This is a genomic window from Pseudomonas sp., assembly GCF_035512415.1.
GTDB lineage: Bacteria > Pseudomonadota > Gammaproteobacteria > Pseudomonadales > Pseudomonadaceae > Aquipseudomonas.
This window is the reverse complement of sequence record NZ_DATKDZ010000038.1, coordinates 117,235-137,155: the sequence shown is the minus strand read 5'-3', so window position 1 is coordinate 137,155 and position 19,921 is coordinate 117,235. Positions and strand designations below refer to the sequence as shown.

Here is a 19,921-nt window from a genome sequence, read left to right as displayed (position 1 = left end):
GGGGGAGCTGGTGCGCACAGCGCACCCTACGGGTTGCTGTGTGCCTCACGGCCCTTGAACAATCACCACCTTGTCGTCGCCGAGGCGGCGGGCGAAGGCATAGGGCTGGCTGGATAGCCGTTGATGGCTGCCGGCCCCGATGGCCGGGTGGCGCGCGCGGAACTGGCCGAGGATGCGCCAGTGCTCGAGCAGGGCAGCGATGGGCGGTTGCTGGTGCGCCGCCCAGTTCATCGACGAGCGGGTGCCCTGATACGGGTCGGAGCCGCTGGGGCCGAGAGGGCGGGCGCTTTCGTCGCCGTAGTAGATCTGCACCGCGCCGGGGCTGAGCAGCAGGGCCGCGGCCAGGCCCTGTTGGCGCGCCAGATCGTTGTTCTGCTCGGCGAAGAACAACGAGGTGTCGTGGGACGAGGCGTAGCTCATAAAGTTGTGCCCGGGGTTGTTCTGCAGCAGCCCGGCGTATTCGCCGTAACCGCTATCAGCCTTGCTCAGGCAGTCGCTGGCCTTGGCCGCCAGCTCGCCCTGGAAGGCGAAGTTGATCAGGGCGTCGAAGCCGTTGTCCTGGTAGACGTTGGCCTGGGGGCCGTGGCCGAACACTTCGCCGACCATCCAGAACGGGCTGCCGCTCATGGGATCAAGGGGGTTGGCGGCAGACCACTCGGCGCGGGCCTGATCGGCCGCCCGGCGCAGCGCCGCCCAGCTCTCCAGTTCGACATGCCTGACAGTGTCGGCGCGAAAACCGTCGACGCCGAACTCGCGCACCCAGAACGTCAGCCACTCCACCAGATAGTCGCGCACCCGGTAGCCCTCGCGCGGCACTGCGCGGGTGTCGGCCTTGCGCAGCAGAAAGGGCGGTAGCGCCACCGGCTGCGGGCTCTCGGTCTTGAAGTCGGGAAGAAACGCCAGCAAGCCCTTGAGCGGATCGACCAGCACGCTCGGCGGGCTGTCGTAGTCGGCGATGCCGGCGCGCAGCCAATCCTTGCCCCACCATTGCTTCCAGTCCGGGTGCTGGTAGTCGAGCAGGTTGTGGTAGGCGTGCAGGTTCTCGTAGTTCTCTGGCTGCCAGTCGCTCCAGCGTTGCGGCAGGTACTGGCTCATGCCACCCCGCAGGCCGCCGAAGCCGAGTTCCTGCATATCGGCCAGGGTCGAGTAGCCGGGGTGGTTGAGCACCACATCGAACAGCACGCGGATGCCGCGGGCGTGTGCCTGGGCGATCAGTTCACGCAGGTCATCCTCGCTGCCCATATTGGCGTCCAGACGAGTGAAATCCAGGGCGTAGTAGCCGTGGTAGGCATAGTGACGAAAGTCGCCCTGATCGCCGCCGCCGACCCAGCCGTGGATCTGTTCAATGGGCGCGCTGATCCACAGCGCACTGATCCCAAGCTGCTGTAGGTAGTCGAGCTGGCCGGTCAGGCCGCGCAGGTCGCCGCCGTGGAAGGTGCCGATCTCCTGCTCGCCGTCGGGCTGGCGACCGTAGCTGTGGTCGTTGCTCGGGTCGCCGTTGGCAAAGCGGTCGGTAAGGGCGAAATACACCGTGGCGTTGCGCCAGTCGTGGTCCGGCTTGGCCTGCGCCGCAGCGGCTTCGAGCAACAGCAGGCCCCCGCTCTGGGGAGCCGGGGTCATCCGCACCTGGCCGTCTTCGACCGTTGCCAGTTGTCCGCTATAGGCATCGCGCAGCTGCTGGCCGTCGGCGAATACCCGACTGACGTCGACGCTCAGGGCCTGGCCCTGCCAGGCTGTGCAGGCGACCTGACTGGCGGCCGCCGCCTTTATCGGCAGCAGGCGCAGGTGCGCATCGTCGCCGTCCTGGAACAGCAGGCGATAGCGTCCGGCTGTCGGCACCTGCAGGCTCAGGTGGCTGTCGGTATTCCAGGTCTGCCGCTGATAGAGCGCCAGGGCCTGCGCCGGCTCGGCACTGGCGGAGCCGCGCAGGGCCAGCAGACCGGGCTGCAGTTCCAGTTCGCTGCTGTAACGCTGCCCGGCTTCGCTTTGCCAGCGTAACTGCAGCGGCTGTTGCTCGAGCCAGGCCTGCAACTGCGGGGCCGCCCGGGCGAGAGGGCTGAGCAGGGCGATAAGCAGGCTGGCGAGCAGCGGTGACGAGCGGCGCATAAACTTCTCCCGGTACGGTTGAGCCGCCATTGGAGTCGCTTTTTGCCGCCTGTGGCAGGCGGGGACAGGGCCGGTGCGCATACTTTTTTTCGCTGGCGGCTGGCAGACTACGCCCCCGTCTCTACGCCCTCGCAAGCTGCGCCGGGGGAGGATGTGGCGCTTGTGTTTCTGCCCGAGGATGCAAGGGCTGCGCGACTATCCACCGGCCTGCAGCGGTTGTGGATCAACAATAAGAAGCCACGAGGACTCTCACCCATGAAGAAAAAATTGCTTACTGCTGCCATCGGCCTGGCCGTCACTCTGGGTCTGCCGCTAGCGGCCCAGGCGGCCATCGAGGAAGGCAAGCTGGTTATCTGGATCAATGGCGACAAGGGCTACAAGGGCCTGACTCAGGTCGGCGAGAAGTTCACCGCCGACACCGGGATCAAGGTCGAGGTGGCGCACCCCGACAGCGCCACCGACAAGTTCCAGCAGGCCGCCGCCACTGGCAACGGTCCGGACATCTTTATCTGGGCCCACGACCGCCTCGGCGAGTGGGCGCAGAGCGGGCTGATCGCGCCGATCAACCCGAGTGCCAAGAACAAGGCCGAGATCGAAGACTTCGCCTGGGATGCGGTCACCTACCAGGGCAAATTGTGGGGCTACCCCATGGCGGTTGAAGCCACCGGCCTGATCTACAACAAGGCGCTGGTGTCGACCCCACCGAAAAACTTTGCCGAGGTGCTGGCGCTCAATGTCGAGCTGGCCAAAGACGGCAAGCGCGCGATTCTCTGGGACTACAACAACACCTACTTCACCTGGCCGCTGCTGGCAGCCAACGGCGGCTATGCCTTCGCCGAAGTGGACGGCGGTTACGACGTCAGCAAAACCGGGGTCAACAGCGCCGGAGCCAAGCAGGGCGCGGCGGTGCTCAAGGAATTGATCGATGCCGGGGTGATGCCCAAAGGCGCGGATTACAGTGCAGCCGAGGCCGCCTTCAACAAGGGTGAGTCGGCGATGTTTATCAGCGGTCCCTGGGCCTGGTCGAATATCCAGAAGAGCGGCATCGACTTCGGCGTCGCGCCGATCCCCGCCGTGGGCGAGGCCGCCAGCCGGCCGTTTACCGGGGTGATGGCTGCGACCCTGAACGCCGCCAGCCCCAACCAGGCTCTGGCCGTGGAATTCCTCGAGAGCTACCTGCTGCAGGTCGAAGGGCTGAAGACGGTCAATGCCGATGTGCCCCTGGGCGCGGTGCCGAACAAGGCCTATATGGCCGAGCTGGCCAACGATCCGTTGATCAAGGCCACCTTCGACAACGCCGCCATGGGCCGGCCGATGCCCAATGTCCCGGAAATGGGCAGCTTCTGGTCGGCCATGGCCCCGGCGCTGACCAATATCACCTCCGGTCGTCAGACCGTGGACGCTGCGCTGGATGACGCTGCCAAGCGTATCGCCAAGTGACAACCGGCGGTTGCCGACGGCGAACGTCGGCAACCGCCTTGCTTGAGGCTATAACAAGATGTCAGCCCTGGAATTTTCAATTGCTCCGGTCAGCCCTGCCATGACCCGACCATCCGCTTTTGCCTACCTGCGTCAGCCCCTGCGCTGGTCTGTCTGGGGCCTGTTCAACGCCCTGGCGCTGTACCTGGTGGTGGCGCTTTACGCCCAGCAGCAGGTCGCCTTCGCCTTGCTCGGGTTGGTGGTGACGGGTATCGCCAGTTACGTGTTTATCAGCAAGAAGGCCTATGCCCACCGTTATATCTACCCGGCGGTGGCGGGCATGCTGGTGTTTGTGATCTTTCCGCTGCTGTACACGGTGGGCATCGGCTTTACCAACTACAGCGCGACCAATTTGCTGAGTTTCGAGCAGGTGCAGCGTTATCACCTGAAGCAGACTTACCTGGCCGGCGAGCGCTTTGCCTTCAGCCTACACCCTGATCAGGACGGCGCACTGCGTCTGCGCGTGGACCAGGGCGAGCAGGGCGTGTTTGTTTCGCCGCCGCTGCAGGGCGATCCGCTGCTCAGCGAACCACTGGAGCTGCTGCCGGACAGCGCCGTGAGCCTGGCCGAAGCCCTGCCGCTGCGCGAGGTGATCCAGCGCCGCGCCGAACTGGAACAGTGGGTGCTGCGCGGCACCCAGGGCGAGCTGCTGCGCCTCTATGGTCTGCGCGAGGTGGCGGCGGTCAAGCCGCTGTACCGTTTGCTGGAAAACGGCGACCTGCTCAATACCCGCAGCAATGAGCGCCTGGAGGCCGATCAGGGCAGCGGCTTCTATATCGACAGCCACGGCAACAAGGTGGCTCCCGGTTTCACCGTGTATGCCGGCTGGAGCAACTTCGCCCGGGTGCTGAGCGAGCCGAGCATCCGCGACCCTTTCCTCGAAATCTTCGTCTGGACCGTGGCCTTCGCCGGCCTCACCGTGCTCTTTACCCTGGCGCTGGGTCTGGTGCTGGCCAGCCTGCTGCAGTGGGACCTGGTGCGCGGCAAGGCGTTCTACCGGGTCATGCTGATCCTGCCCTATGCGGTGCCGGCCTTTATCTCGATCCTGGTATTTCGCGGCCTGTTCAACCAGAACTTCGGCGAGATCAACCTGCTGCTCGACAGCCTGTTCGGCGTGCGTCCGGACTGGTTCAGTGACCCGACCCTGGCGCGCAGCATGATCCTGATCGTCAACACCTGGCTCGGTTATCCCTACATGCTGCTGCTGAGCATGGGCCTGTTGCAGGCGATTCCGCGCGACCTCTACGAAGCCTCGGCGATGGATGGCGCGACGCCCCTGGACAACCTGCTGAAGATCACCCTGCCGCTGCTGATCAAGCCGCTGGCACCGCTGCTGATCGCCAGCTTCGCCTTCAACTTCAACAACTTCGTGCTGATTACCCTGCTGACCCGCGGCGGTCCGGACATCATCGGCGCGACCACCCCAGCCGGCACCACCGACCTGCTGGTGAGCTACACCTACCGCATCGCGTTCCAGGACTCCGGGCAGAACTTCGCCCTGGCGGCGGCCATCGCCACCCTGATCTTCCTGGTGGTCGGCGGTATGGCCTGGCTCAACCTGAAACTCTCGAAAGTCAAAGTCTGAGGAGGCCCGCCATGGCCATGGTGCAACCGCAATCCGTGAAATACCGCCTCTGGCTGACCCACGCCGGGCTGCTCGGGTTTATCGCCCTGATCGTGTTTCCGCTGCTGATGGTGGTGTCGATCAGCTTCCGCGAGGGCAACTTCGCCACCGGCAGCCTGCTGCCGGACCAGCCAACCCTGGAACACTGGTCGCTGGCCCTGGGCATTCCCTACACCCTGGACAACGGCACGGTGCTCAACCCGCCGTTCCCGGTGCTGACCTGGCTGTGGAACTCGCTGAAGATCGCCCTGATCAGCTCGCTGCTGATCCTGATGTTGTCGACCACCAGCGCCTACGCCTTCGCGCGCATGCGCTTCGCCGGCAAGGGGCCGATCCTCAAGGGCATGCTGATCTTCCAGATGTTCCCGCCGGTGCTGTCGCTGGTGGCCATCTATGCCCTGTTCGACCAGCTCGGCAAGCATGCCGGCTGGCTCGGGGTGAACAGCCATGGCGCGGTGATAGTCGCCTCGCTGGGCGGCATGGCCCTGCATATCTGGACCATCAAGGGCTACTTCGAGAGCATCGACGCCTCATTGGAGGAGGCCGCCATCGTCGACGGCGCGACCACCTGGCAAGCCTTCGTGCATATCCTCCTGCCGATGAGCGTGCCGATCCTCGCCGTGGTGTTTATCCTCGCCTTTATCACCAGCATCACCGAATACCCGATTGCCTCGGTATTGCTGATGGACGTGGACAAACTGACCCTGTCGGTGGGTGCCCAGCAGTACCTCTACGAGCAGAACTACCTGTGGGGCGACTTCGCCGCCGCCGCCGTGCTCTCCGGCCTGCCGATCACCGCGGTGTTCCTCTATTGCCAGAAGTGGATAGTCGGTGGCCTGACTGCGGGCGGAGTGAAGGGGTAGGATGGGTGAAAATCCATCACCGCGATTGATGGGTTTTCACCCATCCTACGTTCGCTGATCTCTATGTAGGGGCGGGGGCGACGCCCAGTCCCATGCCCGCGAAGCCGTCGAGCTTTCGCGGGCATGGCCCGCTCCTACAGTTCATACCGCGGCGCATCCCGAGCGGCGCTGCCGCTGCGCTCGACCTCAGGTAAGATTTCGCACTACCCGATACAACGACAATTAACGGGAGTGATTGTATGAATGCTGCATTAGCTCAACCACTGCCGCTGATTCCGGCCAAGCTCTGTGCGCCGGCCCTGCATCCCGGGCTGCTCACCCGGCCGCGTTTCGACGAGTGGCTGCAACGCCTGCCCCAGGTTCGCCTGGCCGTGCTGCAGGCCCCCAGCGGTTTCGGCAAGACGGTGCTGGCCAGCCAGTGGGCAGCGGCCTTTGCCGGTGTGGTGGCCTGGGTCAACCTGGATGACAAGGACAACAATCCGCGGCAGTTCGGCCGCTACCTGCTCAACGCCCTGCATGCCCGCCTCGACGGCGGTTGTGCGCAAAGCCTGGCCCGTGCCGAGCGGGGCGAGGAGGACCTCGACGGCCTGCTTACCTGCCTGCTCGCCGAGTTGCCGGCCGAGCACTCGCCGCTGCTGCTGGTGCTTGACGAGTTCGAGGTGCTGCACAACCCCGAGCTGATCGCCGCGCTGCGCTTCTTCCTGCGCAACAGCCCGGCGTGGCTGACCCTGCTGGTGTGCAGCCGCGGTCTGCCGGAGCTCGGCGTCGCCGAACTGCGGGTCAAGCGTCAGCTGCTGGCGCTGGATGCCGGCCTGCTGGCTTTCGAGCACGACGAGGTGCAGCAACTGCTGGCGCTGGGCCTGCCGATTGCGATCAACCGCGAGCAGGTCGAGCGCCTCAACCGGCGTATCGGCGGCTGGCCCTGCGCCCTGCAACTGGCCCAGCAGGAGGTGCAGACCGGGCGCGGCATGGACCTGTTTCTCGAAAGCCTGCAGCTTGGTCATCCCTATATCCGCGATTACCTGCGCGAACAGGTGCTCGACGGGCTGGACGCGCCGACCCAGGAATTCCTCCAGGCCACCTGCCTGCTCGAGCGCTTTAGCGCGGCCCTGGCCGACCGTCTGACCGAGAGCTGTAACGGCCGCGAGATGCTTGAGGCACTGGAACGTGCCGGCCTGTTTATCCAGCCTGTCGACAGCCTGCGCCAGTGGTTCGCCTACCATCCGCTATTCGCCTGCTTTCTGCAGAACGAGCTGAGCACCCACCAGCCGCAGCGGGTCGCCGAACTGCACCTGCGCGCCGCCGAGGCGCTGCTGGAAGAGAAGATGCCGGAGGAGGCGGCGCGCCATGCGGTACTCGCCCATGATCCGCAGCGCATCACCCAGGTGCTGCAGAGCCACGGTCGCCAGTTCTATCGCCAGGGCCGCCTGGCCCTGCTGCAACGCTGCCTGGCGGTGTTGCCGGAAAGCGCCATCGCCGAGTCGCCGCTGTTCACCCTGTTGCAGGCCTGGGCCTCGCAGAACCAGTACCAGAGCGACCAGGTCGAGCGTTGGCTGCAGGCCGGCGAAGCGGCGCAGAAGGGCCTGCACACCCCGGGGCAGTGGCAGCGCATCGAAGCCGATTTCAAGGCCGTGCGTGCCCAGGTGGCGATCAATCAGGGCGACCTGCAGCAGGCCGTGGCCTTCGCCCGTGACTCCCTGGCCTTCGAGCCGCTGACCATGCGCACCTCGCGGGTGGCGGCGATGTCGGTACTGGCCGAGGTGCATTTCGTCCAGGGTGAATTGCAGCAGGCTCAGCAGCAACACGAGGAAACCGTACGCCGCGCGCAGCAGATCGATGCCACTCACCCGGTGCTGTGGTGTCTTGGCCAGTTGTCGGAAATCGCCATCGCCCAGGGCCATCTGCAGAAGGCCTACAACCTGCAGGAACGGGCGCTGCAGTACATCGAGCAGGAACAGCTGCCGGTGACCCCGATCATGGAATTTATCCACCGCGTACGTGGCCAGGTGTTGCTCGAATGGCACCATCTGGATGCGGTGGAGCAGTGCGCCCTGCAGGGCCTGGAGATTCTCGATGCGGTGGGCGATCACTGGTTTCTGCAGTGCTATGTGCTGCTCGCTCGGGTCGCCCACGCCCGTGGCCAGCAGAGCGTGTGCGCCGACTATATCGGCAAGATCCAGAGTCTGCTGGCCGGCGACAACTACCATATCGACTGGCTGGCCAATGCCCATGCGGTGATGCTCACCTACTGGGACTCGACCCAGGACAAGGACAGCATCCAGCAGTGGCTGAGCACCGCGCCGCCGCTCAAACCTGGGGCCAACCACTTCGCCCAGGGCAATGCGCGCAACCATGTGCGCGCCTACCTGGCGTTGAACCAGGGCGAGCGTGCGCTGCCGATCCTGCGCCAGTTGCAGGTGGATGCCGAACGCCATCAGCTGGTGATGGACCAGAACCGCAACCATATCCTCCAGGCCCAGCTGTTCTGGCAGCGCGAAGAGCGCCAGGCGGCCCTCGACCATCTGCACCAGGCTCTGCGCCTGGCCAGCAGCACCGGGGTGATAGGCAGCTTCCTGCGCATCGGCAAACCGCTGATCGCGATGCTCAAGGGCCTGCAGCACGAACGCCAGCTCGACGAGCTGGAAAGCCAGCGCGCCGACCGCTTGATCCAGCTGGCCCAGCAGCAGCGCGACTTCAGCCGGGCGATCCGCATCACCCTCGACGAGGCGGTGATCCAGGACATCATCAACCGCCCCGACGTGCCGGAGCTGATCCGCCATTCACCGCTGACCCGGCGCGAATGGCAGGTGCTCAGCCTGATCCACGCCGGGCTGTCCAACGAGCAGATCTCCGAGCACCTCAACGTCGCCCCAACCACCATCAAGACCCATATCCGCAGCCTCTACCAGAAGCTTGCCATCACCCAGCGCAGCGAGGCGGTGCAGCTGGCGCGCAGTTTGTTGAGCAAGATTCAGGGCGAGTAATAGAGGCACCCCTCTCCCTCCGGGAGAGGGGTTGGGGCGGGCCGCGTTCGGATGAGGGTTCTGGACCCACCGCAATTTTCCCATCGGGGCGCGCACCCTACGGGGCAAAAACTCCTCCCCCTCGGCGTCCGCAAGCTACGCCCGTGAAAAGCCCGGCGGGGAGGATGTGACGGAAGTCCTGCTTGCCTAGAGTGAAGCCGTCATTACGAACATATAAGGCTTTGATGTATGGCTGTTATCCGCAAGGACTGGTGGCGCGGTGGCGTCATCTATCAGGTTTACCCGCGCAGTTTCTACGACAGCAACGACGACGGTGTCGGCGATCTGCCCGGTGTGTTGCTCAAGCTCGATTACATCGCCAGCCTGAATGTCGATGCCATCTGGCTGTCGCCGTTCTTCACCTCGCCGATGAAGGATTTTGGCTACGACGTCAGCGACTACCGCGGGGTCGATCCGCTGTTCGGCACTCTGCAGGACTTCCAGACGCTGGTCGCCGCCGCCCACGAGCGCGGCCTGCGCATCATCATCGATCAGGTGCTCAACCACTGCTCGGATCAGCATGAGTGGTTCAAGGAGAGCCGTAGCAGCCGCAACAACGCCAAGGCCGACTGGTTTGTCTGGGCCGAGCCCAACCCGGACGGCACGCCGCCGAACAACTGGCTGTCGGTGTTCGGCGGTTCCGCCTGGAGCTGGGACGGCCGGCGCAAGCAGTACTACCTGCACAACTTCCTGGCCAGCCAGCCGGACCTGAACTTTCATTGCGAGGCGGTGCAGCAGCAGTTGCTCGACGATATGCGCTTCTGGCTCGAACTGGGGGTCGATGGCTTTCGCCTGGATGCAGCCAACTTCTACTTCCATGACCAGCAGCTGCGCAGCAATCCGCCGAACCCGGATATCCGCGAAGGCGGCATCGGTGTGCGCGCCGACAACCCCTACGCCTACCAGCGCCATCTGTACGACAAGACCCAGCCGGAAAACCTCTCCTTTCTGCGCCGCCTGCGTGCGCTGATGGAGGCATATCCGGGCACGGCCACGGTGGCGGAGATCGGCTGCGACAATTCCCTGCGCACCATGGCCGCCTACACCGGCGGCGGCAACACCCTGCATATGGCTTATTCCTTTGACCTGCTGACCGCCCAGTGCAGCCCGGCGTTTATCCGCCACACGGTGGAGAATATCGAGCGCGAGCTGGGCGACGGCTGGCCTTGCTGGTCGGTGGGCAACCACGACGTGGTGCGGGTAATCAGCCGCTGGGCGCTGGCCGGCGAGGAAAGCCAGGCGCGCGCGCGCATGCTGATGGCCTTGCTGCTGTCGCTACGCGGCAGCGTCTGCCTGTACCAGGGCGAGGAGCTGGGCCTGGGCGAAGCCGAGCTGGCCTATGAGGACCTGGTCGACCCCTATGGCATCCGCTTCTGGCCGGACTTCAAGGGCCGCGATGGCTGCCGCACGCCGATGCCCTGGACCCGTGAGGGCGACTATGCCGGCTTCTCCGCGCAGCAGCCCTGGTTGCCGCTGGCCGAGAGTCATCGAGCGCTGGCGGTGGATGTGCAGGAGCAGGATGCGCAGTCGATGCTCAACAGCTACCGGCAGTTTCTCGCCTGGCGTCAGCAGCAGCCGCTGTTGACCGAAGGCTCGATCACCATGCGCTATCACGATGACGGCCTGCTGGTGTTCGAGCGCCGGCTGGGTGAGCAAGCCTGGCTGTGTCTGTTCAATATGAGTGCCGCGCCGCGCCGTTACGACCTGCCGTTGATGGTCGAACCCCTGGAAGGGGTGCCGGCCAGCGCTGCCGAGTTTCTCGGCAGCTGGGTAAACTTGCCGGCTCACGGTTTCGGTTTCGCCCGCCTGCTGGGGTGATGGCGGCTATGTATGTAGGAGCCAGGGGGACGCCTAGTCCTGGCTGGCGATCAGAACGACAGATCGCCAGCAAGCTGGCTCCAGCACGTTTATAAAGGGTTCCGGTCTGGCCGAAGCGATTCGGCCGGGCCCTGTTCGAGAGAAATCATATGGCTAGTCTCACCCTGCGCAATATCTGCAAGAGCTACGACGGCACCGCGATTACCCGCGATATCAATCTGGACATCGAGGACGGCGAGTTCGTGGTCTTTGTCGGTCCTTCCGGTTGCGGCAAGTCGACCCTGCTGCGGCTGATCGCGGGCCTGGAGGACATCAGTTCCGGCGACCTGCTGATCGACGGCCAACGGGTCAACGAGCTGCCGCCGATGGACCGGTCGGTGGGCATGGTGTTCCAGTCCTATGCCCTCTACCCGCATATGACGGTCGCCGAAAACATGGCCTTCGGCCTCAAGCTGGCCAAGGTCGACAAGGGCGTGATTCAGCGCAAGGTCGACGAGGTGTCGCGCATCCTGCAGCTCGACCAGTTGCTCGAACGCCGGCCCAAGGACCTCTCCGGTGGCCAGCGTCAGCGAGTGGCCATCGGCCGCACCCTGGTGCGCGAGCCCAAGGTGTTCCTGTTCGACGAGCCGCTGTCGAACCTCGATGCCTCCCTGCGGGTGCAGATGCGCATCGAGATCTCGCGCCTGCACCAGCGCCTCAAGGCCACCATGGTCTACGTCACCCACGATCAGGTCGAAGCCATGACCATGGCCGACAAGATCGTCGTGCTCAACGCCGGAGAGATCGTCCAGATCGGCCAGCCGCTGCAGCTCTACCATTATCCGCAGAGCCAGTTCGTCGCCGGCTTCCTCGGCTCGCCGCAGATGAACTTCCTCAAGGTCAGGGCTCTCAGTGCCAGCAGCGAGGCGGTGGAGATCGAGATGCCCGGCGGCTACCGCATGCCGGTACTGGTCGACGGCAGCGCCGTGGAAGTCGGCGAGGAGATGACCCTGGGCGTGCGCCCGGAGCACTTCGTCGCCCCCGAACAGGCCGATTTTGCCTTCCACGGCGAGGTCGCCGTGGCCGAGCGCCTGGGCGACCACAACCTGATCTACCTGACCCTGGAAGGGGTCGATGAGATGGTCACGGTCCGCGGCGACGGCAACCTGCGGGTCGCGGTCGGGCAGACCTTCGCCGCCGGCCTGATGGCCAGCAAATGCCACCTGTTCCGCGCCAACGGCCAGGCCTGCCCAAGGCACTACCGCGAGCCGGCGATCTACGGCTGAGACCAGGGGCGTGGAGACCGCGTGTGCCAGGGCCAGGAGCAGTGGTGCGCGCGGCGTGCCCTACGGGGTAAGCTGCGGCGCTACCCTCTTGTGCGCAAGGAGCCACCATGCAATTGATCGGAATGCTCGACTCACCCTACGTCCGCCGTGTGGCGATCTCCCTGCAGTTGCTTGAACTGCGCTTCGAGCATCGGGCGCTCTCGGTGTTCAGCACCTTCGCCGAGTTCCAGCGGATCAACCCGCTGGTCAAGGCACCGACGCTGATCTGCGACGACGGCACCGTGCTGATGGACTCCGGGTTGATTCTCGACTACGCCGAAACCCTGGCCGCTCCCCGAAGCCTGATGCCAAGTGGGCTGGCGGACAGAGTGCGAACGCTGCGCATCATCGGCCTGGCGCTGGCCGCCTGTGAGAAAAGCGTGCAGGTGGTTTACGAGCACAATCTGCGACCGCAGGAAAAATTGCACCAGCCCTGGCTGGATCGGGTGGTCGGCCAGCTGCGGGCGGCTTGCCAGGCGCTGCAGGATGAGTGGGCGGGGCGGGTGCCTGAGTTGAACGAGGCGACTATCGACCAGGCAGTATTGACCACCGCGGTGGCTTGGCAGTTCGCAGTGCAGATGCTGCCCGAGCTGATCGAACCGGTGCAGTATCCGGCGTTGGCCGAGCTCTCGGCACGCGCCGAACGCCTGCCGTCCTTTCGCGCCGCGCCCCACGGTATCGGCACCTGCAGCGCCTCGGCCTGATCGGCGCGATGGATGAGGTGCTGCTTGCTGTTGGGGGTGGCAGCTACCGGGAACCAATCTGGTTGGGCGCTGAAGATTGCGCTGAGCTCGCCAGGCAGAAAGCGGCCGATTCTGTTGAAAAAGTCCCGTCGCGACTTTTGCCCATGAAAGAGCGTTAGCGACGTTGAAATCTGGTTCGCGCAGAAGACGGAGCTGTCTTGGTTTTCACGTAGCAACGCCGAAACCGAGCGTTTTTGAGCCCCCGAAAAGTAGTTCTCTCTGAAACCGACTTTTTCAACAGAATCGGCCAAAAGCGGTCTGTCACACATATCTAAAAAACTAAGGCCGACTCAAACATTAATTACGGCGTCTGTGCTTACTACCGTACCCCCCCCAAAAAACCACTTAATGAATGGCCACAGCCTTTAGAGCTGAATTCTAGTAGGGCAGTCATTTGAAATGTACGTGCGCTCTATTTATGACTACCATCCGCGATCAGCTGAGCAGGGAGCGCTTGATAGGTGCTCCCCGGATTTTCCAAGGAGAGAGCCATGACTGACCAACTGGATTTCAATGTCAACGATTTCGCCATGAACGCGGAGCCCCGCGTTCCCTGCCTTCTGTTGCTCGATGTCTCGGGGTCCATGAATGGACAGCCCATTAATGAACTAAATGCTGGCCTGCAGCAGTTCCAGGATGAGCTGGCTGTCGACAGTTTGGCCATGAAGCGCGTTGAGGTCGGCATCGTGACTTTCGGCCCGGTACAGATGGTGACCCCCTTTACCGCCGCCGGCGCTTTCAACGCACCGTCCCTGCATGCTCAGGGCCAGACCCCAATGGGCGAGGCCATCCGAGTGGGCCTAGACATGATCGAGCAGCGTAAGTCTGAGTACCGTGCCAACGGTGTTCCGTTTTATCGCCCATGGGTGTTCCTGATCACTGACGGCGGCCCCACCGATGAGTGGCATTCCGCGGCCCAGCGTGTGCGCGATGGTGAGGAAAACAAAAAGTTCGCTTTCTTCGCTGTAGGCGTACAGGGTGCGAACATTGAGATTCTAAGCCAAATCAGCGTTCGCGAACCTCTCCAGTTGCAGGGCCTAAAGTTTCGCGACTTGTTCAAGTGGCTGTCCGCCTCCATGAAGTCCGTTTCTCAGTCCACTCCTGGCACTGAGGTGCCTCTGACCTCACCGGCCGGGTGGGCCTCCGTTTGAGCTGGGAACATGTCAGCGCCTCTGTAGCAGGCACGTCCCACATCGAGGCAGATATGCCTTGTCAGGATCGATGTGTTGCCTCCATAAATTACCAGGACTCCCGCCCCTGGTTGGCAATATTCGTGGCCGATGGGGCTGGCAGTGCAGAGTGCGCCGAGCAAGGTGCGGAGATGGCTATCGAAGCGGCGCAGGCCTATTTCGACACTCTGATGCATGAGCCAGAGTTCGGTCTGTCCGACCTTCTAGCCGTGGAGTTCATTAAGACCATTCGCGAGCGAATCTACTCGGCTGCGGCAGCTGAAGGAAAGACTGCCCGCGACTTTGCTTGCACCTTTCTCGGCCTGATCAGTTCTGACTTGGGCACACTGACCTTCCAGATCGGTGACGGCGGCATCGTCCTGGATATCGGCAACGGACTGGAGTTGGCAATCTCCCCTATGGGCGGTGAGTATGCAAACATGACCTACTTCGTGACTGATGAAGATGCCATTGATCATCTCGAAACTAAGCCATTTGTAGGCCATGTTGAGCGTGCAGCCGTTTTCTCAGATGGGGTTCAGCGACTGGCCATCAACCTAGTTGATCAGAAGCCTCATGAACCCTTCTTTGCACCTTTTTTCGGGGTGTTGACCACGATGGATGAGGCCAAACGATCCCAGCTTGAACCAGCGCTAGTCCGGTTCCTCAGCAGCGAGCAAGTCAACATGAGGACAGACGACGACAAGTCGATGGTTGTTGCTGTCTGGCGGGGATGAGATGGTTCCAGTAGTTGTAGACTCTCAAGGAAACTCGCTACGCCTTGGCACCAAGCTAGGGGAAGGTGGTGAAGGATCGGTATTCGAGGTAACCAGCCGTAATGATGTGGTAGCTAAGATCTACCACCAAGCGCCGGATACTTCGAAGCAAAACAAGATCCGGGAGATGGTGAAATGCGGTAATGCCAAACTTCTGAACTTTGCTACTTGGCCGATGCAGGTCTTGACCGAGCAGAAGAGCGGTAAGGTCGCGGGTTTTCTCATGCCCAAGGTGGCGGGTATGACACCGCTACACGAGGTCTATAGTCCGGCCCACAGGCGTCAGGACCACCCCGAGTGGGGCTGGAACTTCCTAGTCTACGTTGCACGAAACCTCGCTGCAGCCTTCCACTCTGTTCACGAACACGGTCATGTCCTAGGTGACGTAAACCAAGGGAACGCGTTCGTCAGTGCGAAGAGCAAGGTGGTGCTGATCGACTGTGACTCCTATCAAATCGATTTCCTAGGTCACAAGCACTTATGTGAAGTCGGGGTCGCGCACTTCACTCCGCCGGAGTTACAGGGCATCTCATCGTTCAAGGGCGTGGTCCGTTCGCCGAACCATGACTGCTTCGGCCTGGCTCTGCTGATCTTCCATATTTTATTCGGCGGCCGTCACCCGTTCGCTGGCGTTCCGCAGAAGAACGGTGTGGGGGACTCACTTGAGGACAGCATCAAGCAACTGCGCTTTGCTTACTCCCCCAGCGCCAACAATCGCCACCTGCTACCGCCACCGCGATCGATCCCGCTGTCCATCGTCCCGCCTGGCATCGCTAAGATGTTCGATATTGCCTTCACAGAGGAAGGCCGAAATGCTCGTCGTCCCACCGCCAAAGAGTGGGTCGATGCCATGGACCATCTCAAAGATAACCTAAAGGTCTGTTCTAGCCATAAGCAACATCACTACTACAAGGATCTACATACCTGCCCCTGGTGTTCCCTTGATACTCAGGGCGTCATCTACTTCACCGTCGCTGTAACCGCAGGAGGTCCGATACCGATCTTCACCGGCGATATGAACAAGCTCTGGGCTGCTATCCAGGCGGTACAGCTTCCAGCGTCAATCTTCTCGCCGCCGGCTCATGCGCGAACGCTTACACCCGCAGCTTCGCCCCCGGGTGCTATCGAGAAGCCGCTGAAGTGGATCGGCTATGCTGGGGTGGTTTTTGCGTTCTTTGCCATTGCGGATGAGGCACCGAAGCTCATTATGCTATGGCTGATAATTGGCGGGTTCCTGCTTTACCAGATCGCAAACTTTGGGGAGGAAGCCGTAAATGCCGAACGCCGGCGACGCCGCCAGGAGCTTTCCGCTGCTGAAGCCGAACTGAAAAACATCATCGAGCAAATGGAGCGTGAGGCAGGCATTACAGAGGCGCGTCACATAATCGCAGAGGTGGGCAAACTCAAGAATCGCTTCGATGGTGTAGCCGCCGAAGAGCAAAGAGCATTGGTTGACTTGCCGAAGCAGGCGCACCAGCGCCAGCTAAATGAGTTTCTCGATAAGTATTACATCGACAAGGCCAAGCTTAATGGCATAGGGCAGACGAAACTGACGACCCTGCGCAGCTTCGGCATCGAGACGGCTGCCGACATTGAGTGGAACCGGATAATTAAGATTCGCGGCTTCGGCGAAGTGCTCACCCGTACCCTGGTCGACTGGCGCAAGGAGAAAGAGCGGGTCTTCAAGTTCAATCCAGCTCACGGCGTGACCGATGTGGACCGGCGCAAGATCCAGCAGAAGTACGTTTCGATCCGACAGGACATCGAGCGCAAGATGCGAGACGGGCTGCACAAGCTCCAGAGCGTCAAGTCGCGGGTCGACAACACACAGCGTCGCCACAATGAGCGCCTACAAGTTGCCTTTAACAGAAAGGCGCAGGCCGAAATGGATCTAAGAGCCCTTTAATCACAACGCGGAAACAAGTAAGGGCTTTTTTGGAATTCCTGAGAAAGAATCTGGTAGCCATGGACAGTGGCTAGTTTTAACAACGTTGGTCATACCCGATTGGCCGGAAACCACCAGATACGACTGGCTGCTTTTGGCCCCTTTCTACCCGTCACGAAGGGCCAAAACGGCTCGCCAGTCACCGACCTGCAAGCACCCGGAACGGGCCCGGGTCAGCCTTTCGACGTACCCGCACATATGGCTCCAAGCATCGGCGTTCAGGGCTTTAGCGCCGCCTCGATCTTTGCAATGTCGATCTTGGTCATGTCCATCATGGCCTCGAACGCACGCTTGGCTGCCGCTCGATCTGGGCTGGTTATGGCGGCGGTCAGGATACGTGGGGTGATCTGCCACGAGATTCCCCACTTGTCCTTGCACCAGCCACATGCGCTTGCCTGGCCGCCATTGTCGATGATTGCGCCCCACAAGCGGTCCGTTTCGGCCTGATCATCGGTCGCGACCTGGAACGAGAACGCCTCGTTGTGTTGGAACGCAGGGCCTCCGTTCAGGCCGAGGCAGGGGATGCCCATTAGCCTGAATTCGACCGTCAGTACATCGCCCTGCTTGCCGGCGGGGTAGTCGCCAGGGGCGTGGTGGACGGCCACCACTGTGCTGTCCGGGAAGGTCTCTGCATAGAAGGTCGCCGCCTCCAGTGCGCTGCTGTCATACCAGAGGCAGATCGTGTTTTTGCTGGTCATCCTGAGTCTCCACGAGTGGGGCTGACTTCGGAGTTTAGCCCTGGGTAGAGTGGAGCGGAGGCTGATCTCCGCGGCCGCCGCTCAGCAGTATTAATGGGGGTTAACTGCTGAGCGTCTCGCCTGCCGCGTGGCATATTCTGGGTGCGCGTTCTGTGTCCTGCTGGCAGGCTGCGGATGTAAGCTCGCTATTTCGTCTGCTGGCCCTGAAAGGATTCTCTAATGTCTAGCCCCGTCGTCTTTATCCACGGTCTGATCGGCACGCTACAGCTACCCGATATAACCGCCGCCTTCGCCCCGGGGCGGGCGCTGGCCCCCGATCTGCTCGGTTATGGTACGCAGCGCGAGGTGCCGCCTGAGGCTATCGATCTGCCGGCGCAGGTGGAGCATCTGCAGCGGCTGATCGAGCGGCATTTCCCCGGCGAGGCGGTGCATCTGGTTGGCCATTCGGTGGGTGGGGTGGTTGCGATGCTGTTCGCCCAGGCCCATGGCCAGCAGGTGCGCAGCCTGGTCAGCGTGGAGGGTAACTTCAGTCTCGACGATGCCTTCTGGTCGGCTGCGGTGGCGCGTATGCCGGCGGCCGAAGCCTGCGTCATGCTCGAGGGTTATCGCGCCGAGCCGGCCGCCTGGCTGGAGCGCGCTGGGGTCAACGCCGATGCTCGCAGCCTGGCGATTGCCGAGCATTGGCTGGCCCAGCAGCCGGCCAGCACGCTGCAGGCCATGGCGCGCTCGGTGGTCGAGCTGACCGCACCGGCGAGCTATCAGGCTGCCCTGCGCCGGGTCTTCGTCAGTCATCCCGTGCACTTGCTGGCCGGGGTGCGTTCGCGCGCCGGCTGGCATGTACCGCAATGGGCTGAGCAGGCCGCCGTCAGCCATACGCTGATCGCCGACGCTGGCCATCTGATGATGCTGGAGCAACCTGGGTCTTTTCTCTCTGCGCTAAAAGCCGCACTGCAACTCGCCTGAAAGATTTTTCCGACGACTGTCGATTCCTCCGTCGCTCGCTCGACTATGGTTTAGAACCCTGCCACGGGTTCGCTGTCTGCAGTAGGGCGCATAGCGCACCCTGCTTGCGGTTTTTCGAGCCGAACAAGGAGAAAGGCGATGCGTTTTATGGTGATAGTCAAGGCCACTGCGGATTCAGAAGCCGGGGTGATGCCCAGCGAAGAGTTGCTGGCGGCCATGGGCCGTTACAACGAGGAACTGGTGGAGGTCGGCGTGATGCTCGCCGGCGAAGGGCTGCAGCCCAGCGCCAAGGGCGCGCGGGTGAAGTTCTCCGGCAACCAGCGCACGGTGGTCGATGGCCCTTTTATTGAGACCAAGGAGCTGATCGCCGGCTTCTGGATCTTTCAGGTAGCGTCGCTTGAGGCCTGCATCGAGTGGGTCAGGCGCTGCCCCAATCCCATGCCCGGCGACTCGGAAATCGAGATCCGGCAGATCTTCGAGGCCGAGGACTTCGGTACCGAATTCACCCCCGAATTGCGCGAGCAGGAAGAACGTATTCGTGCGCGCATTAGCAGCGAAAACTAAGGAGAGTTGCGATGAAGATTCATGCCTATCTGATGTTCGACGGCCAATGTGAGGCCGCTTTCAATTACTACGCCGAGTGCCTGGGCGGCACCCTGGAAATGATGCGCTACGCCGACAGCCCGGAGGATATGGAAGCTCCAGCCGAATACCAGCAGCGCATCATGCATGCCTGCCTGAAGGTGGACGACCAGTTGCTGATGGCCTCCGACAGCTTGCCGATGCACCCCCATGAAGGGATCAAGGGCTGCTCGATTTCCCTGCAGGTGGGCAACGTCCCCGAGGCTGAGCGGTTGTATGCCGCGCTATCGGCTGGCGGCTCGGTGCAGATGGAGCTGCAGCAGACCTTCTGGGCCACGCTTTTCGCCATGTTCACTGATCGTTTCGGGGTGTCCTGGATGATCAACTGCGAGGTGGACAGCCAGATGGGCTAAGTGCCCCTAGGCTGCGCCGATAGAGGTGCCCGCTGCTTTTCTGGGCGGGCATGCCGCGTCGAAACAGAAAATACGCAAAGCTGCGCCGCTCCTATGGTGCAGGCGGCTACTAGTCAAAAACTGCGGGTACTTGGTGCGCACGGCGCACCCTACAACGGCGGGCCGTCACGCCTTCCTGAAGGCTATGTCCCAATTACTTGTTGCAAGCAGCCTTCGTAGGGTGGGTTAGCCGCATGTGGGGATTGCCAAGCATCACATCACCCGGCACGCGGCGTAACCCACCATCGGCGCAACGCGTTGCATTGGCTGGTGGGTTACGCGCCGCGCCACTTTCGCGGGTGGATTTTCGGACGGTGTTGGGGCGTCGCTAACCTGCGCGGCCCGACCCACCCTACGAGTCAGCGCACTCTAGACA

Annotated in this window: 15 protein-coding genes; 13 read left to right on the top strand and 2 right to left on the bottom strand. The window is 62.6% G+C overall.

The features are described from left to right. Positions 1-45: 45 nt before the first annotated feature. Positions 46-2,106: an alpha-amylase gene (locus VMP31_RS17730; RefSeq protein ID WP_325509028.1), complete on the bottom strand. Its 2,061-nt coding sequence runs from the start codon at positions 2,104-2,106 to the stop codon at positions 46-48. Between the two features lie 255 nt (positions 2,107-2,361). Here VMP31_RS17730 and malE point away from each other — a divergent pair, with 255 nt between their 5' ends. From malE to VMP31_RS17680, 10 genes are all read left to right on the top strand, one after another. After that, the gene (malE, locus tag VMP31_RS17725) at positions 2,362-3,546 is read left to right on the top strand and encodes a maltose/maltodextrin ABC transporter substrate-binding protein MalE (protein WP_325509027.1); all 1,185 of its coding nucleotides are present in this window, start codon (positions 2,362-2,364) and stop codon (positions 3,544-3,546) included. A 100-nt stretch (positions 3,547-3,646) separates the two neighbouring features. Continuing rightward, on the top strand, positions 3,647-5,170 hold the full coding sequence (gene malF / locus VMP31_RS17720) for a maltose ABC transporter permease MalF (RefSeq protein WP_325509026.1): 1,524 nt from the start codon (positions 3,647-3,649) through the stop codon (positions 5,168-5,170). Between the two features lie 11 nt (positions 5,171-5,181). Then, complete coding sequence (gene malG / locus VMP31_RS17715; protein ID WP_325509025.1) at positions 5,182-6,072, top strand: maltose ABC transporter permease MalG; 891 nt, start codon at positions 5,182-5,184, stop codon at positions 6,070-6,072. A gap of 239 nt (positions 6,073-6,311) precedes the next feature. Further along, positions 6,312-9,056: an HTH-type transcriptional regulator MalT gene (malT, locus tag VMP31_RS17710; protein ID WP_325509024.1), complete on the top strand. Its 2,745-nt coding sequence runs from the start codon at positions 6,312-6,314 to the stop codon at positions 9,054-9,056. A gap of 228 nt (positions 9,057-9,284) precedes the next feature. Further along, positions 9,285-10,913 (top strand): alpha-glucosidase, encoded by a 1,629-nt coding sequence (locus tag VMP31_RS17705; RefSeq protein WP_325509023.1) that lies wholly within the window; start codon positions 9,285-9,287, stop codon positions 10,911-10,913. A gap of 149 nt (positions 10,914-11,062) precedes the next feature. After that, a complete protein-coding gene (gene malK / locus VMP31_RS17700; RefSeq protein ID WP_325509022.1) occupies positions 11,063-12,178 on the top strand; it encodes a maltose/maltodextrin ABC transporter ATP-binding protein MalK in 1,116 nt (371 codons plus the stop codon). A 107-nt stretch (positions 12,179-12,285) separates the two neighbouring features. Continuing rightward, complete coding sequence (locus VMP31_RS17695) at positions 12,286-12,921, top strand: glutathione S-transferase (protein ID WP_325509021.1); 636 nt, start codon at positions 12,286-12,288, stop codon at positions 12,919-12,921. 530 nt (positions 12,922-13,451) lie between these two features. After that, the gene (locus VMP31_RS17690; RefSeq protein ID WP_325509020.1) at positions 13,452-14,111 is read left to right on the top strand and encodes a vWA domain-containing protein; all 660 of its coding nucleotides are present in this window, start codon (positions 13,452-13,454) and stop codon (positions 14,109-14,111) included. Then, positions 14,096-14,866 carry a PP2C family serine/threonine-protein phosphatase gene (locus VMP31_RS17685; RefSeq protein ID WP_325509019.1) on the top strand — a complete coding sequence of 257 codons (771 nt, stop codon included), beginning with the start codon at positions 14,096-14,098 and terminating at the stop codon, positions 14,864-14,866. The genes VMP31_RS17690 and VMP31_RS17685 overlap by 16 nt, the downstream gene beginning before the upstream one ends. Before the next feature lies 1 nt (position 14,867). Further along, entirely contained in the window at positions 14,868-16,811 is a 1,944-nt protein-coding gene (locus VMP31_RS17680) for a hypothetical protein (RefSeq protein WP_325509018.1), read from the top strand. Positions 16,812-17,068: 257 nt separating this feature from the next. Here the strand turns inward: VMP31_RS17680 and VMP31_RS17675 are convergent, their stop codons facing one another. Further along, positions 17,069-17,548 carry a VOC family protein gene (locus VMP31_RS17675; protein ID WP_325509017.1) on the bottom strand — a complete coding sequence of 160 codons (480 nt, stop codon included), beginning with the start codon at positions 17,546-17,548 and terminating at the stop codon, positions 17,069-17,071. 219 nt (positions 17,549-17,767) lie between these two features. On the opposite strand from VMP31_RS17675, the gene VMP31_RS17670 reads away from it, so the two are divergent. The 3 genes from VMP31_RS17670 to VMP31_RS17660 all read left to right on the top strand — a co-directional run bounded on the left by VMP31_RS17670 (position 17,768) and on the right by VMP31_RS17660 (position 19,506). Then, complete coding sequence (locus VMP31_RS17670; RefSeq protein ID WP_325509016.1) at positions 17,768-18,511, top strand: alpha/beta hydrolase; 744 nt, start codon at positions 17,768-17,770, stop codon at positions 18,509-18,511. Between the two features lie 138 nt (positions 18,512-18,649). Next, complete coding sequence (locus tag VMP31_RS17665) at positions 18,650-19,075, top strand: YciI family protein (RefSeq protein WP_325509015.1); 426 nt, start codon at positions 18,650-18,652, stop codon at positions 19,073-19,075. An 11-nt stretch (positions 19,076-19,086) separates the two neighbouring features. Next, positions 19,087-19,506 (top strand): VOC family protein, encoded by a 420-nt coding sequence (locus VMP31_RS17660; protein ID WP_325509014.1) that lies wholly within the window; start codon positions 19,087-19,089, stop codon positions 19,504-19,506. Positions 19,507-19,921 lie beyond the last annotated feature (415 nt).